Here is a 14,291-nt window from a genome sequence, read left to right as displayed (position 1 = left end):
TGCAGCTGTCTCCAGTAGAGTATGAGAAACGCTATTTCCTGAGCTTGGAGAGTGTCTAGAAAACCAGGGGCGATTCAGATGGGGCACCTTCACCCCATCAATCTGATACCACCCTCAGATGGTTGATAGATCGACTCCGTAGTTGAGTTCCTCTGCGAAGTCCGGCAGTCCGTAACCGATGGTTTTCTTGTAGAAAGGAGAGACCTTCGCAGTCGGTGCCTTCTTCTTGTGCTTCGTGGTGTAGAGCATTCGTGCCCGCATCACCTCGAAGGAGTAACCGCGCCCTTCACGGTTCTTGTCCTTGGCCAGTCGGTTGATGGACTCCGTGTAAGCGTTGGTGACGGGCATGTCCGTCTCGAAGTAGGTCATGGTCTCTTCGCGCCAGTTTCCCACTGCCCTGACCAGATCGCTCCAGACTTCCTTTTGGCCCTTCGGGATGGTGGCTATCCACTCGTCCAGGGCGGCTTCTGCCTGGAGCCGTGTGGTGGCGTCCCAGATGCCGTAGAAGCGCTCCTTGTGCTCGTAGGCGGCCAGCAGTTGCGGGAACGCGCCTGTCCAGGTCTCCATGATGAGGCGCTCCCGGTCTGAGACTTCGTGAGCGCGTTTCAGCAGGATTTTCCGGTCTCCCTTGAGAGTCCGGCTCTGGGACGGTTTCAGCTCCTTTCTGAGGCCCTTGCGCACTCTCTCTAGGGCATCGTTGGCCATGCGCACCACATGGAACTTATCGACCACGATACGGGCCTGGGGCAGCACAGCCTTGACCGCTGCCCGGTAGGGGTTCCACATGTCCATGCTGACGATCTCGACCTTCTGCCGGTCTTTCAGCTTCATCAGGTAGTTGGTCACCACGCCCTGGCGGCGGGTGGCCAGCAGGTCGAGCAGGGTTCGCTCCTCAATGTTGGTCAGAATGCAGCGGTAGCGCTTGTTCAGGTATAGCTCGTCAATGCCCAGGATGCGGGGCGTCTCGAAGCGGTGCCAGCGCCCCAGGAACTCGGCGCGGGCGTTGAAGATGTCGCGCACCGTCTTCTCGTCCAGGCCGGTCTGTGCCGCCACAAAGGTGTAGGGGTGGTTGAAGGATTCCTTCTCCACGTACTCATGCAGCCGCAGTGTCATACGGAATCCGTCCACCATCTCCGGTAGCTGGGGCCTGAATGTTGTCTTGCAGGCCCGGCAGGTGTATCGGCGGCGGACCACCCAGAGAGTGACCCGCTTGCCGTGGATGGGCAGATCACGATAGGGAACGTCACGCTTGCCGAACCGTACGAACTCACCCTGCACGCCGCATTCCTCGCAGGCGATGGGATCGGGCACGTCCACCTGGAAGTGCATTTCGTCGTCGGTTGATTTGCAGCCCAGTACTTGGTATTGCGGCAGGTGAAGGATGTTGTCGGGAAGTTCGGTCATGGTGTTGTATAGGCGTAGGTGTCAGTCAGATCCATCCGACTCGGCATTGGTGTTTGCTTTTTTACCCAACAAGCTGCTGGAAACGAAAAGTAAGGCACCGAGGACAATTGCAATATCAGCCAGGTTGAAGGCCGGCCAATGCCAGTCTCGCCAATAGAAATCAAAGGAATCCACAACATAGCCGCGAAAGACCCGGTCAATCAGGTTGCCCATGGCGCCACCGAGGATAAGACTGTAAGCGATGGCTTCTCCTTTATGACGATTTTCAAGGATCAGCTTGATCAGAAAAATCGAGACCACTACCGCGATTCCGATAAAAAAGTAGCGCTGCCAGCCTCCACCATTCGCAAAAAGACTGAATGCGGCACCGGTGTTCCATAGGTGCACCCAGTTAAAGAACGGGGTCACCGAAACATACTCGCCATAGGCCATTGATTGCTGCACCAGCCACTTTACAGCCTGATCAGACGCTGCCAGCAGGCCCGATATGGACAATAGGGCATACGGCGAGAGCTTTTTGCCAATAATGAGCATTATTTAACCCTTCAACGCCAAAATGCGTCTGGCACCGTTAAGTACAATGCCCCCCGCGATGGTGCCGATAATCAGATCCGGATAATTGGAACCGGTCCACGCGACCAGGGCGCCGGCGGTGATGACCCCCAGGTTGATCACCACGTCGTTGGCCGAGAATATCCAGCTTGCCTTCATGTGCGCCCCGCCTTCCCGATGTTTGGATATGAGCAGCAGACAACTGGTATTGGCAATCAATGCGACGAATGCGATAGCCATCATCACCAGCGATTCAGGCTCACTACCGAATACAAAGCGTCTCACCACCTCTACGAGCACGCCCACAGCCAAGATCAGTTGCAGTACACCAGCAAGATGCGCGGCACGTACCTGCATTTTCACGCTATGTCCAACCGCATAAAGGGCAAGCCCGTACACCGCCGCATCGGCAAAATTGTCCAGGGATTCTCCAATCAGGCCGGTGGACCGGGCGATCAGACCGGCAGTCATTTCCACCACGAACAGAAGTGCATTGATGCCGAGCAACCAGCGCAGGGTCCCGGATTCTTGCTTAGCAGAAGCTGCCGAAAACTCGGCGGCCTTGATGGTCTCCGGATTTGCAGCGACGGTTTCCTGAAGCGAGGCGCCTAGCCCCAAGGTCTTCAGTTTCGAGGTGACGGGCTCGACCTCGCCGTCATGCACGACCTTCAGCCGGCGGTTCGACAAGTCGAAGGACAGCGCCCGAATTTCCTCAAAGCCGTTCAGGGCTAGGCGAATCATTCGTTCTTCTGATGGACAGTCCATCTTCGGCACGGCATAAACACTGACCCATCTCCCTGGCGCCTCGGAGGAGGCCTGTATATCGGTATCCGCTGCGGACGTTGCATCACCGCCACAGGCGCCACCACAGGATTTGCTCATGATACGACTCCACTTGAACAATGTTGTGGTACCATTTAAAACTATAAAGCTACTATAAGGTCAATAGAGTAAAGAATCCGTTGGGGAGGAGGCTGATGCGCATTGGTCAGTTGGCGCAGTTGGTAGGGGTCGAAACACAGACGATCCGCTTCTATGAACAGCAGGGCTTGTTGCCGCCGCCTGATCGGCAGGACAACGGTTACCGTGTCTATACCGAGAAGCATGGTGAGGGGCTGGCCTTCATCCGTCGCTGCAGAATCCTGGGCCTGTCACTGGCTGAGATTCACGAACTACAGAGCTATGAGGACGACCCTCATCAGCCTTGTACCGCCGTCAACGCCTTGCTCGATGATCACATCTCTCATGTGCGGTCGCAGATAACCGCTCTGCAAGCGCTTGAGAAACAACTCGTTTCACTGAGAGCGAGTTGCAACGATGACCGGGAAGTTGAGGCGTGTGGGGTTCTTGCTGGAATTAGCGAAGGAAACATGCACCAGCAGTAGGTGAAGCATCAACCAGATAATCCGATGAGATGCCGGTCTGTCTCACTCTCATGCAAAGGTAAGATCAACCATTTAATCCGCTTACCCAAAAAATGGAACTGCCTGGCACGGCAAAGGAGTTTGTTGCCTCCCTCAAGACCCAGTTGGAGGAAACCGCGCAGCAACTGGATGACAAATTCCCCTCTTGCCGAGGGGACGTATCGATCAACGAAGCCGGCGAACCGGTATTGCGCCGAGTGACGGCGCGCGACATCCCGCCATCGGCCATCTCGCTACAGACGGCCCTCATGCAACGCATGCCGGCCAGGCACGTACTCGACATCATGGCCAACATCGAGCACTGGATTCAGTTCACTCGACATTTCGGGCCGATGTCCGGCAACGAGCCAAAGCTCAAAGAACCTGCCGAGCGCTACCTGATGACGATCTTCGCCATGGGTTGCAACCTCGGCCCCAGCCAGGCCGCGCGGCATCTGGCCGGTAATGTCACCCCGCACATGCTTTCCTATACCAATCGCCGTCACCTCTCGCTGGAGAAACTGGACAAGGCTAACCGCGAGCTGGTGGAACTCTACCTGCAGCTCGATCTGCCCAAACTCTGGGGCGATGGCAAGGCGGTGGCTGCGGACGGCACCCAGTTCGACTTCTATGACGACAACCTGCTGGCCGGCTACCACTTCCGCTACCGCAAGATGGGAGCCGTGGCCTATCGGCATGTGGCCAACAACTACATCGCTGTATTCCAGCACTTCATCCCCCCGGGCATCTGGGAGGCAATTTATGTAATCGAGGGGCTGCTCAAGGCCGATCTCAGCGTCGAAGCTGATACGGTGTATTCCGATACCCAGGGCCAGTCGGCCACGGTGTTCGCCTTCACTCATCTGCTTGGCATCAACCTCATGCCACGCATCCGCAATTGGCGCGACCTGGTGATGTGCCGGCCGGATCGCGGCGCTGCGTATAAGCATATCAACCGCCTGTTCACCGACACCGCCGACTGGCACCTGATTGAAACCCATTGGCAGGATTTGATGCAGGTCGCGCTATCGATCCAGGCGGGCAAAATCTCCTCGCCTATGTTGCTGCGAAAACTCGGTTCCTACAGCCGGCGTAACAAGCTCTACCACGCGGCACAGGCACTGGGCAGCGTGATCCGTACGATCTTCCTGCTCAACTGGATCGGCAGTCGCGAGTTGCGCCAGGAGGTTACCGCGAACACCAACAAGATCGAGTCCTACAACGGATTCTCCAAGTGGTTGTCCTTCGGCGGCGACGTGATCGCCGAGAACGATCCGGACGAGCAACAGAAGCGACTGCGCTACAACGACATGGTGGCCTCGTCGTTGATCCTGCAGAACACTGTGGACATGATGCGGATCCTGCAGAAATTGGCTCGCGAGGGCTGGCAGTTCTCCGATGAGGATGTGTCCTTCCTCAGCCCCTACCTGACCAGCAACGTCAAGCGTTTCGGCGAGTTCAACCTCAAGCTCAACCGGCCGCCGGAGCCCTGGATCAAAGACTCGGTGTTCCAGCAGGCAGCCGGGTCCATCCGCACTGGCAAGCTCGGTACTGCGGAAACCGAGGAGATGACCTGATGAACATTCCTCCTGCGTCATTTCGCGTCACGCCCTACGGCGAGGTAGATGCCGAGGCGCTGGAGCGTTTGCATGACGTCTACGACACCACCCAGTTGCTGTGTCTAGTCGATGGGCTGGATCTGCTGCTTAAGGATATGAACAACATCGGCGGCCTCAGGGATGGCCTCCTGCGGGTACATGCCATGGCGAAAACGGTGCTCGATGGTGCGGCACTATCGGTGTCTGTGACGGAAGGCGGCAGTATCTGGGAGGAAGCCGAGTCGCTTGATGAGGATCTGGTGGAACTGGGCAATTGGCTGGCCAGCGTCAGAGCTCAACTGAGGCCTTTGATTGAACTCATGCCGGCCGATCCTCATTAACCAACTAGTCGCCAGCAACACCGAGCAAGCTACTGGCTTCTGAACGGCTCAACAAGTTGACCCACATAGCCTGTCGGATAGTTCCGGTCACGCAGTCCTACTTCGGCGCTGCCGGGCTTGCTTGCGCTGTCATAGAAGGTTCCAAGCAACTGATCCCACACCAGCAAGAACTCACCGAAATTGACCTGAGCATCCTCGAAGTCGCGTTTGTGATGCCAGCGGTGTGTTTCTGCAACACCGATGACGCGCCGTAGCCAGCCCAACGAGTAGTCCAGATTTGAGTGTTGAAAGGCCAAATGTACCGTCAGGATGCCGAACCAGGTGGCCACGAGTGCAGAAGGAGTGCCCATCGAAAAGAGCACGAGCAGCCCAGGCCCTGCCATGATAGCGGCATGCAACGGGTGCCGGCGCTCGCCGTTCATCCAGTAGAGCCGCTCAGCGCTGTGATGTGGCTCATGCAAACGCCACAGCCATGGAACCTGATGGCTGAAGCGGTGCATGGCGTACAAACTAAGGTCCAGCACGGCGGCGACAATGACTAGCTGAGCCCACAGCGGTAAATCTGTTGGGAAGACACGGAACTCTGCGGACACCCAATCGCCCAGCCGGGCCAGCACGGTCGCCGTAAACTGGATCACAGACAGGTTCACGACCATATGGATGATATCGGTAAGGGTATCCTGGTGGTCCTCCAACCAGTCGCCCCGGAAAGGCTGCACGCGTTCCAGCAACGCCACCAGCAGAATCCCTAGGGCGGCAATGATCGGCGTGCTGGGCCAATACGGAATACCCGTGTAGAGCAACCAGATCATCCAGGCTGCGGCCCCGCCAAAGATTGCTGGGTAGCTGAGCCAGCGGATCATGAACCTGAGTGAATTGCCCATCGTGAAGCCCTCCCTAAGATGACTCCACTTTGTGCCAATTACCTGTGCTGGCGCTTGAACGAAAAAGCTGAATTCAGCCTTTCAGACTGACATGACCCAAGGCAGACGACGGGTCGAGGCCAAACAGTTCGCGGAAGGTGCGGGAAAAGTGGGCCGCATCGGCGAATCCGGCAGCGTGGGCGGCCGCAGTCAGGTTGGCGCCGCTGGCGATATGCTGGAGCGCTATGACCAGGCGATTCCATTTCCGGTAGCTGCGCAGCGGCAGGCCGGTCTGTTCGACGAACCAATGTGAGAATCGGGTAGGCGACAGATGAACGCGCTTTGCCAACGCCTGCCTGCCACTAATCGGCTCTTTTAACGCAGCGAGGACCGATTGCAGTCGCGGATCGGAGGCCGGCGGAGTCGTAAGGTTGAGAGCAAGGCGCACCATTTCCCGAATTTGCTGGGCTGACGGATCGGAGCTGCTCAGCAATTTTCGCAGCGATGCTGTATCGCCCATCTGAATCGGAGTGATGCCCTCCCCGATGTTATCGGGAAGTGCTCGCGCCTCATCGGACAGCGCGTCGAGGTAGATCGACAACACTTCGTCAGCTTCGATCTGATGGGCCACCCCTGCCCTGATGCAGATGGCCCTTGCCGTCACCGACGAGGATGTACACTTCACCGTCAAGCGGCCGTTCAAGCTGACGGTAATTTGATGCGCCATGTGGCCATGCCAATCTTGGCTACCCGCCTGCCCCAGAAAAATGCCCAGCCCGGGTGAAATCCAGGCTCTGCCATGCCAGCCGATACCCTGCGTTGCGTTCATTCAGCGGCACCTCAGGGTTCCACATCCAGCTGCATTTTGTGCACTAATGAGCTTTATAGCTAATTATAGAGTGATTATAGAATCCTCTTTGGCCTGAACTCTATCGCTTGCTCGATTGAAATCTCACCCGCTACAAAATCAGCTCCCCCTTTGAGATTAGACACTCTATTTGATCCAAATCAACGAAGTGCTGTTATCGTCAAAAGGAGCGCTCATGCCTCGAGGCAATCTGCTATAGTCGCCCTATAGCCCCGCTTGGTGAATTGCTGTGCGTCGGATTGGATTGATCCTGGTAATGATTGCTAGCCTCGTGCTGCCGACCTTCGGCGGTATGGCTTTCAGCATGCCGGCACAACCTTGCCCGATGCAGAGCGCCGATCATCAGGGCCATGCAACGGCCGATGCTCCGTGCTGCGAGCAAATGGACACGTCTGATGGGGTGGCCAATAAGTCTCCCTGCAAATCCGGCCAGGAATGCAAGACCGGAGGACTTCTCCAGACCAATGTGATCAAGAGCATATCCCCTCTTCCCTCACGCCCCGAAATATTGCTGACACAGTCGGTGATTAAGCGAGAGCCAGCAGGACTCTGGCGCCCTCCTCGTTTCGTCTAATGCAGTGATCATCCCGCGCCTTACAGTCAGGCGCATCGTCGCGGCCACGTTTCGTAGCTGCGACCTCGATCAATCGCATTGGAGGCGAAAGCATGTCCGCTTTCCTTTTTCCACGCCGTGGCTATCTCGGTGTGTTGGCTGCCGCATTCTGGGCAGCTCCCTGGCTTGCCGCGCAGGCGCAGCCCCTAACCTTCGAACGAGCCCAAGCTCTGGCCGAGCAGAGTGCCCCTGAGAACCTCGCGCGCCAGGCGCAGGTGGCTTCGGCACAACAGGCTGTAGGGCCCGCAGACGCCCTGCCCGATCCCAAGCTGATTCTAGGCATCGACAACCTGCCGATCGAAGGCCCTGACCGTTACACACTTAATCGTGACTCCATGACCATGCGCCGCATTGGGCTCATGCAGGAAGTCCCCAACAGTGACAAGCGTCAGGCTCGGCGCCAGGTGGCCGAGGCTTCAGTTGTCCGAGCCGAGGCCGAGCAGCGTGCCATGCAGTTGGAGATCAAGCGCCAGACAGCAGTGAGCTGGCTGGACGTGTACTACGCCGAACGCAGTGTTGGCCTCTTCGATCAACTGGACCGTCAGATCGAGATGCTCCGCTCGACCGTGCAATCGCTGATTGCCGGCGGTAGTGCTCAGCCTGGCGAGCTGTTGCAGGCCGACCAGGAAGCTTTGGCGTTACAAGATCGGCGAGATGAACTGAATCGCGATGTGGCAGTAGCTCGTGCCAAGCTGCGCCGCTGGATAGGCAACGAGGCTGACCAGCCTTTGCAAGGAGGTGTTCCCAATCTGAACCTGGTGGTACCGCACCTGCAGCAACGCATTGCCTCACACCCTGAGTTGCGCGCTGCCTCCGCCCGAGTCGGCGAGGCTAGCGCCGAGCTGAACGAGGCCATCGCCGAGAAGACCCCCGACTGGGGTGTTGAGTTTGCCTACAACAATCGCGACAACCAATTCGGCGATATGGTGATGGTGCAATTTACCTTCGACCTGCCGTTGTTCGTAGGCACACGTCAGGGGCCCAAGATCAACGCCAGACAACAAAGCGTGTCGCAGATGGAAGCCGAGCAGGAAGCATTACTGCGCGCCCATCAGGCTGAGCTGGAAGGCGGTATTGCCGAGCTTGAGCAACTGCGCAGGACCTTGTCACGCACCGAAAAAACCTTGATCCCGCTTGCAAGCAAACGTGCCGATCTCGAACTGGCCGCCTACCAAGCCGGTAACAGCCAGCTCACATCCGTTATTACTGCCCAGCGCGACCTGATTGATGCGCAACTGCGGCAGATTGAACAGCAGCGCAAGTTGAGCCAGCTCTCCGCAAGCCTGTACTACGCCTATGTGGAGGGCCTGAAATGAAGATATCGACATTTGGTTTTGCGGTCGCCGTGCTGACCGTGGGCATTGGCGCGGCGGGCGGTGGCTACTGGCTGGCCCAGCGGCAAGCCAAACACGAGCTACTGCCTAGCTCCGCACCGACGGACGAGCGCAAGGTGCTCTATTGGTACGACCCGATGCAGCCTGAGCAGCGCTTCGATAAACCGGGCAAGTCACCTTTCATGGATATGGAGCTTGTCCCTAAATACGCAGGATCCGAGCAAGATCCGTCTGTCCTGAGCGTCCCCGCTCAAGCCGTGCAGAACCTCGGAATGCGAACCTCGACGGTGATCCGCGGTGTACTGCCCTCGGATATCGAGGTGGTCGGCTCCCTGGCCTATAACCAGCGAGAGGTAGCGAACCTCCAGGCCCGCGCTGGCGGATTCGTCGAGCGGGTTTACGGGCGTGCCCCTGGCGATGTACTGCCAGCTGGAACACCCCTGGTCGACCTGCTGATTCCCGAGTGGTCCGCCGCGCAGTTGGAGTTCCTCGCGGTACTGCGTACCGGTGACGCCCGCTTGATCACTGCGGCCCAAGAGCGCCTCCGCCTGCTCGGCATGCCACAAGCGTTGATAGAGCAGGTTCGCCGCAGCGGCAAACCGCGGGCAGTGCAAACCCTCACCACACCTATCAGCGGCGAGCTCCAAGCCTTGCAGGTACGCGCCGGGATGACCGTTGAAGCCGGGCAGGATCTGGCGTTGATCAACGGGCTGTCCAGTGTCTGGCTCGATGCGGCGATACCCGAGGCCATGGCCGGAAGTATCCAGGTCGGGGACGAGATCCGCGCCAACCTGACGGCCTTTCCTGATCGACCGCTGCTGGGCCGCGTCATAGCCTTGCTGCCGAGTGCCGATCCGCAAACGCGCACGCTCACGGTACGCAGCGAGCTACCCAACCCTGCCGGTAAGTTGCGCCCCGGCATGTTCGCCGCCGTACGCCTGAACAGTGCCGTCGAACAATCCACGCTTCTTGTGCCGAGTGAAGCCGTGATTCGCACCGGCAAGCGTGCATTGGTGATGCTGGCCGAAGGCGACGGACGCTACCGCCCCCAGGAAATCACCTTGGGCCGCGAGGCTGATGGGCGTCTGGAGGTGTTGTCCGGTCTTGAGGAGGGTCAGGCGGTCGTTACCTCCGGCCAGTTCCTCATCGATTCGGAGGCCAGCCTACAGGGTGTCATGGCCAGCCATGCCGAGCAGGACAATAAGAAGGAACTACATGAGGCCCATGGTGTGATTCGTGCTCTGGACGCGGAGTCAGTCACCCTGGAGCACGGGCCCTTCGAGAGCCTGAATATGCCAGGTATGACCATGGCTTTTCCATTGGTCAGCTCAGAAGTAGCTGTGGGACTTAAGCCAGGAGATCACGTACGTATCGGCGCCCGCCAGAAAAACTCCGGCCTGATGATCGAGCAGCTCAGCAAGGAAGGAGACCAGCCATGATCGCACGCCTGATCCACTGGTCTATCGGCAATCGCTTTCTGGTGCTGCTGGCGACCCTGTTCATCACCGCCCTGGGCATCTGGTCGCTGCGCAACACGCCGTTGGATGCACTGCCGGATCTGTCCGACACCCAGGTCATCATCCGCACAAGCTTCCCCGGGCAGGCACCGCAGATTGTCGAGAACCAGGTGACCTACCCGCTGGCCACCACCATGCTCTCGGTGCCGGGGGCGAAGACAGTGCGCGGCTACTCGTTCTTCGGCGACTCCTTCGTTTATGTGCTGTTCGAGGACGATACCGACCTCTACTGGGCACGCTCGCGGGTGCTGGAGTACCTCAACCAGGCGCAGGAACGCCTGCCCGAGGGTGTTACCACCACCCTTGGGCCGGATGCCACCGGCGTGGGCTGGATCTACCAGTACGCCTTGGTCGACCGCAGCGGCCAGCATGATCTTGCCCAGCTGCGGGCACTGCAGGACTGGTTCCTTAAGTACGAACTCAAGGGCCTGCCCAACGTAGCCGAAGTGGCCACCCTCGGCGGCATGGTCAAGCAATACCAAGTGCTGCTCGATCCCCAGAAGCTGGTGGCTTATGGGGTAACTCAGCAGGAGGTCGAAGCGGCGCTGAAGAGCGCCAATCAGGAAACCGGCGGCGCCATCCTGGAGCTGGCAGAGCGCGAGTACATGGTCCGGGCTTCAGGCTATCTAGAGAGCCTGGCGGATTTCCGCAATGTGCCGCTGCGGGCTTCGGCCAGCGGAGTTCCGGTGCTGCTGGGTCAGGTGGCCACCATTCAGTTGGGGCCAGAGATGCGTCGTGGCATTGCCGAGCTGGATGGCCAGGGTGAAGTTGTAGGTGGCGTGGTCATCTTGCGCTCCGGAAAGAATGCCCGCGATACCATCGCCGCGGTGAAGACCAAGCTGGACAGCCTGAAGGGCAGCTTGCCGGCCGGCGTCGAGGTGGTCACCACCTATGACCGTTCGCAATTGATCGACCGCGCCATCGATAACCTCAGCTACAAGCTGCTGGAAGAGTTCGCGGTGGTTGCCCTGGTTTGCCTGATCTTCCTCTGGCACCTGCGCTCGTCGCTGGTCGCGATCATCACCCTGCCCCTGGGCATCCTGATGGCCTTCATCGTCATGCGCTACCAGGGCGTCAATGCCAACATCATGTCGCTCGGCGGGATCGCAATCGCCATCGGCGCCATGGTCGATGCCGCCGTGGTGATGATCGAGAACGCGCACAAGCACATCGAGGCCTGGAAGGCTCGACACCCCGGTGAACCGCTTCAGGGCGAGGCGCACTGGCGGGTGATCGGCGAAGCTGCGGCCGAGGTCGGGCCGGCGCTGTTCTTCAGCCTTTTGATCATCACCCTGTCTTTCCTCCCGGTCTTCACCCTGGAGGCCCAGGAGGGTCGCTTGTTTGGCCCGCTGGCATTCACCAAGACCTATGCCATGGCTGCCGCTGCTGGCCTCTCGATCACCTTGGTACCGGTGCTGATGGGCTATTGGATTCGTGGGCATATCCCCAGCGAACAACAGAACCCCTTGAATCGTTGGCTGATCGGTGCATACCGGCCGGTGCTGGAGTGGGTGCTGGCTTGGCCTAAGGTGACCCTAGCGCTGGCCTTGCTAGTGTTTTTGTCCAGTCTCTGGCCCCTCAGCAGACTCGGAGGAGAGTTTCTACCGCCGATGGACGAGGGCGACCTGTTGTACATGCCATCAGCCCTGCCCGGCTTGCCGGCCAGCAAGGCCACCCAGCTGCTGCAGCAAACCAACCGGATGATCCTCACGGTGCCCGAAGTGGCACGGGTATTCGGCAAGGCCGGGCGAGCAGAGACCGCCACCGATCCAGCACCGCTGGAAATGTTCGAGACCACGGTGCAGTTCAAACCACGCGATCAATGGCGCGCGGGGATGACACCCGAAAAGCTGATCGAGGAACTGGATCGCGCGGTAAAAGTTCCGGGGCTGTCCAATATCTGGGTGCCGCCCATCCGCAACCGCATCGACATGCTGGCGACGGGGATCAAGAGCCCCATTGGGGTGAAAGTGTCCGGAACCTCCTTGGTCGACATCGAGCGCATAACGCGCGATATCGAGGCCGTGGCCAAAGAGGTGCCTGGGGTGAGTTCGGCCTTGGCAGAACGCCTTACTGGCGGCCGTTACGTGGACATCCAGATCGATCGACTGGCCGCGGCGCGCTATGGCCTGAGCATCGCCGATGTGCAGGCGGTGGTATCGGGCGCCATCGGCGGCAGCAATATTGGTGAGACGGTTGAAGGACTGGCCCGCTTCCCGATCAACCTGCGCTATCCCAAGGAGTGGCGAGACAGTCCGCAGGCACTACGGCGTATGCCGATCCTCACGCAAGCCGGCCAGCAGATCACCTTGGGCACCGTCGCCCAGGTTAGTCTGACCGAAGGGCCGCCAATGCTGCGCAGCGAGAACGGGCGTCTGTCCGGTTGGGTCTATGTCGATGTCCGTGGGCGCGACCTGGCATCGACCGTGCGCGAGTTGCAGCAACGCGTAGCTGAGCAGGTACAACTCGATGCTGGCATGACCGTCTCCTACTCCGGTCAGTTCGAGTTCCTGGAGCGCGCCAATGCACGGCTGGCCTGGGTGGTACCGGCGACCTTGTTGATCATCTTCGTGCTGCTTTACCTGACCTTCAGCCGCTTCGGTGAGGCCCTACTGATCATGGCAACCCTGCCCTTCGCCCTATCGGGCGGCATCTGGCTGCTCTACTGGTTCGGCTTCAACCTGTCGGTTGCCACTGGGGTCGGCTTTATCGCCTTGGCCGGCGTCTCGGCGGAATTTGGGGTGATCATGCTGCTGTACCTGAAGAATGCCTGGCATGCACGTATGGATGCCGGGCGCAGCGGTGACCCGGCACTACTGGAGGCAATTCGTGAAGGCGCAGTGCTGCGCGTGCGGCCCAAGGTGATGACGGTGGCCGTGATCATCGCCGGCCTGTTGCCAATCCTCTGGGGCGGAGGTGCCGGATCTGAGGTGATGAAGCGCATCGCCGCGCCCATGGTCGGCGGCATGATTACCGCGCCGCTGATGTCCATGTTGGTTTTGCCGGCCGCGTACTGGCTGATGCGAAGGCAGCGTACACAGAAGGTTCGCGCACCGCAGGAGCTATAGCTTTACAAACCCGGGCAAGCCACGCGCCAAGCTGACTCGCCCGGGTAACGCGGCAGGAAGCATTACGGCGATGTAACTTTGACTTCATTTTTATGACAGGTTGAGCGGATATATTTTAATCACCACCTTGAAGGAGTGATTAAACATGAAAAGCCTCAAAGTTATTGCAGCCCTTGCCGCTATGGTTGTTTCCTCTGCCACTCTGGCAGAAGGCGGCGCTGATCGTGTTTATGGTCGGATGATTCAGGCCAATGAGCAGGCCATGCAAGAGTATGCTGCCGCTAACGGAAAGAATCCGCCTGAAGTTATTCATTACCGCTACGGCATGAAACTCGATATCGCCAGGGTCGTGGCCACTACCCCGACGGACTCTAGCTGCGGTGTGATGCCGGCCCAGATGACCTACGAGGACTCCAATGGCGATCTGAATATTCTTGAATACCGGGCAGCCGGGACAGGTTGCCGTAATCAAAACTAGATAAATGACATCGCGCTGACTGAAATGTAATTTCCAAGTCACCCTGACGTTATTTGGCATGTGGAAATATGACCAAGGCGTGCCTGGCTATGCCCGGCGCGCTTGGCACATATATGCGACCACACAATGACAACTGCCAATAACATCAGGAGCATTTATGAATAACAGAACCCTGTTAGGGAAACTCTGAAGAGGACTTCCAGATTTGGCAGAATGTCTGATCTCAACCGCCGAGACGCCTGATGAAGCAGA

At 58.7% G+C, this 14,291-nt stretch carries 11 protein-coding genes and 1 pseudogene; 7 read left to right on the top strand and 5 right to left on the bottom strand.

All coding sequences use genetic code 11. The features are described from left to right. Window positions 1-114 precede the first annotated feature (114 nt). From AC07XM_RS29870 to AC07XM_RS29860, 3 genes are read right to left on the bottom strand one after another with little or no spacing between them, the layout of a single operon-like run. Window positions 115-1,404 (bottom strand): ISL3-like element ISPpu12 family transposase, encoded by a 1,290-nt coding sequence (locus tag AC07XM_RS29870; RefSeq protein WP_102690185.1) that lies wholly within the window; start codon window positions 1,402-1,404, stop codon window positions 115-117. 21 nt (window positions 1,405-1,425) lie between these two features. After that, window positions 1,426-1,938: a signal peptidase II gene (gene lspA, locus AC07XM_RS29865; RefSeq protein WP_003821921.1), complete on the bottom strand. Its 513-nt coding sequence runs from the start codon at window positions 1,936-1,938 to the stop codon at window positions 1,426-1,428. A gap of 3 nt (window positions 1,939-1,941) precedes the next feature. Continuing rightward, window positions 1,942-2,838 carry a cation efflux transmembrane domain-containing protein gene (locus tag AC07XM_RS29860; RefSeq protein ID WP_004364974.1) on the bottom strand — a complete coding sequence of 299 codons (897 nt, stop codon included), beginning with the start codon at window positions 2,836-2,838 and terminating at the stop codon, window positions 1,942-1,944. A 95-nt stretch (window positions 2,839-2,933) separates the two neighbouring features. Here AC07XM_RS29860 and cadR point away from each other — a divergent pair, with 95 nt between their 5' ends. The 3 genes and pseudogenes from cadR to tnpC all read left to right on the top strand — a co-directional run bounded on the left by cadR (window position 2,934) and on the right by tnpC (window position 5,298). Next, entirely contained in the window at window positions 2,934-3,341 is a 408-nt protein-coding gene (gene cadR, locus AC07XM_RS29855) for a Cd(II)/Pb(II)-responsive transcriptional regulator (RefSeq protein WP_009403731.1), read from the top strand. Window positions 3,342-3,427: 86 nt separating this feature from the next. Continuing rightward, a pseudogene (locus AC07XM_RS29850) lies at window positions 3,428-4,936 on the top strand (Tn3-like element ISPa42 family transposase); the annotation flags it as partial. Continuing rightward, on the top strand, window positions 4,936-5,298 hold the full coding sequence (gene tnpC, locus AC07XM_RS29845; protein WP_004374622.1) for a Tn3 family transposase post-transcriptional regulator TnpC: 363 nt from the start codon (window positions 4,936-4,938) through the stop codon (window positions 5,296-5,298). The pseudogene AC07XM_RS29850 and the gene tnpC, both read left to right, overlap by 1 nt. A gap of 29 nt (window positions 5,299-5,327) precedes the next feature. On the opposite strand, the gene AC07XM_RS29840 is transcribed toward tnpC, so the two are convergent. Then, the gene (locus tag AC07XM_RS29840; protein ID WP_024616835.1) at window positions 5,328-6,182 is read right to left on the bottom strand and encodes a sterol desaturase family protein; all 855 of its coding nucleotides are present in this window, start codon (window positions 6,180-6,182) and stop codon (window positions 5,328-5,330) included. A 73-nt stretch (window positions 6,183-6,255) separates the two neighbouring features. Next, entirely contained in the window at window positions 6,256-6,990 is a 735-nt protein-coding gene (locus AC07XM_RS29835; RefSeq protein WP_004574341.1) for a helix-turn-helix domain-containing protein, read from the bottom strand. 705 nt (window positions 6,991-7,695) lie between these two features. Between AC07XM_RS29835 and AC07XM_RS29830 the strand changes: the two genes are divergently transcribed. The 4 genes from AC07XM_RS29830 to AC07XM_RS29815 all read left to right on the top strand — a co-directional run bounded on the left by AC07XM_RS29830 (window position 7,696) and on the right by AC07XM_RS29815 (window position 14,039). Continuing rightward, window positions 7,696-8,958: a TolC family protein gene (locus tag AC07XM_RS29830; protein ID WP_102690186.1), complete on the top strand. Its 1,263-nt coding sequence runs from the start codon at window positions 7,696-7,698 to the stop codon at window positions 8,956-8,958. After that, window positions 8,955-10,415: an efflux RND transporter periplasmic adaptor subunit gene (locus AC07XM_RS29825; protein WP_102690187.1), complete on the top strand. Its 1,461-nt coding sequence runs from the start codon at window positions 8,955-8,957 to the stop codon at window positions 10,413-10,415. Before AC07XM_RS29830 ends, AC07XM_RS29825 begins: the two co-directional genes overlap by 4 nt. Continuing rightward, the gene (locus AC07XM_RS29820; RefSeq protein WP_004374632.1) at window positions 10,412-13,561 is read left to right on the top strand and encodes an efflux RND transporter permease subunit; all 3,150 of its coding nucleotides are present in this window, start codon (window positions 10,412-10,414) and stop codon (window positions 13,559-13,561) included. The genes AC07XM_RS29825 and AC07XM_RS29820 overlap by 4 nt, the downstream gene beginning before the upstream one ends. A 145-nt stretch (window positions 13,562-13,706) precedes the next feature. Further along, on the top strand, window positions 13,707-14,039 hold the full coding sequence (locus tag AC07XM_RS29815; RefSeq protein WP_004574339.1) for a DUF2790 domain-containing protein: 333 nt from the start codon (window positions 13,707-13,709) through the stop codon (window positions 14,037-14,039). Window positions 14,040-14,291: the final 252 nt, after the last annotated feature.

It is taken from the genome of Pseudomonas sp. GW460-LB5, from assembly GCF_059423245.1.
Note: the sequence above shows the minus strand (reverse complement) of the source record. Positions and strands in the feature narration are given on the sequence as shown.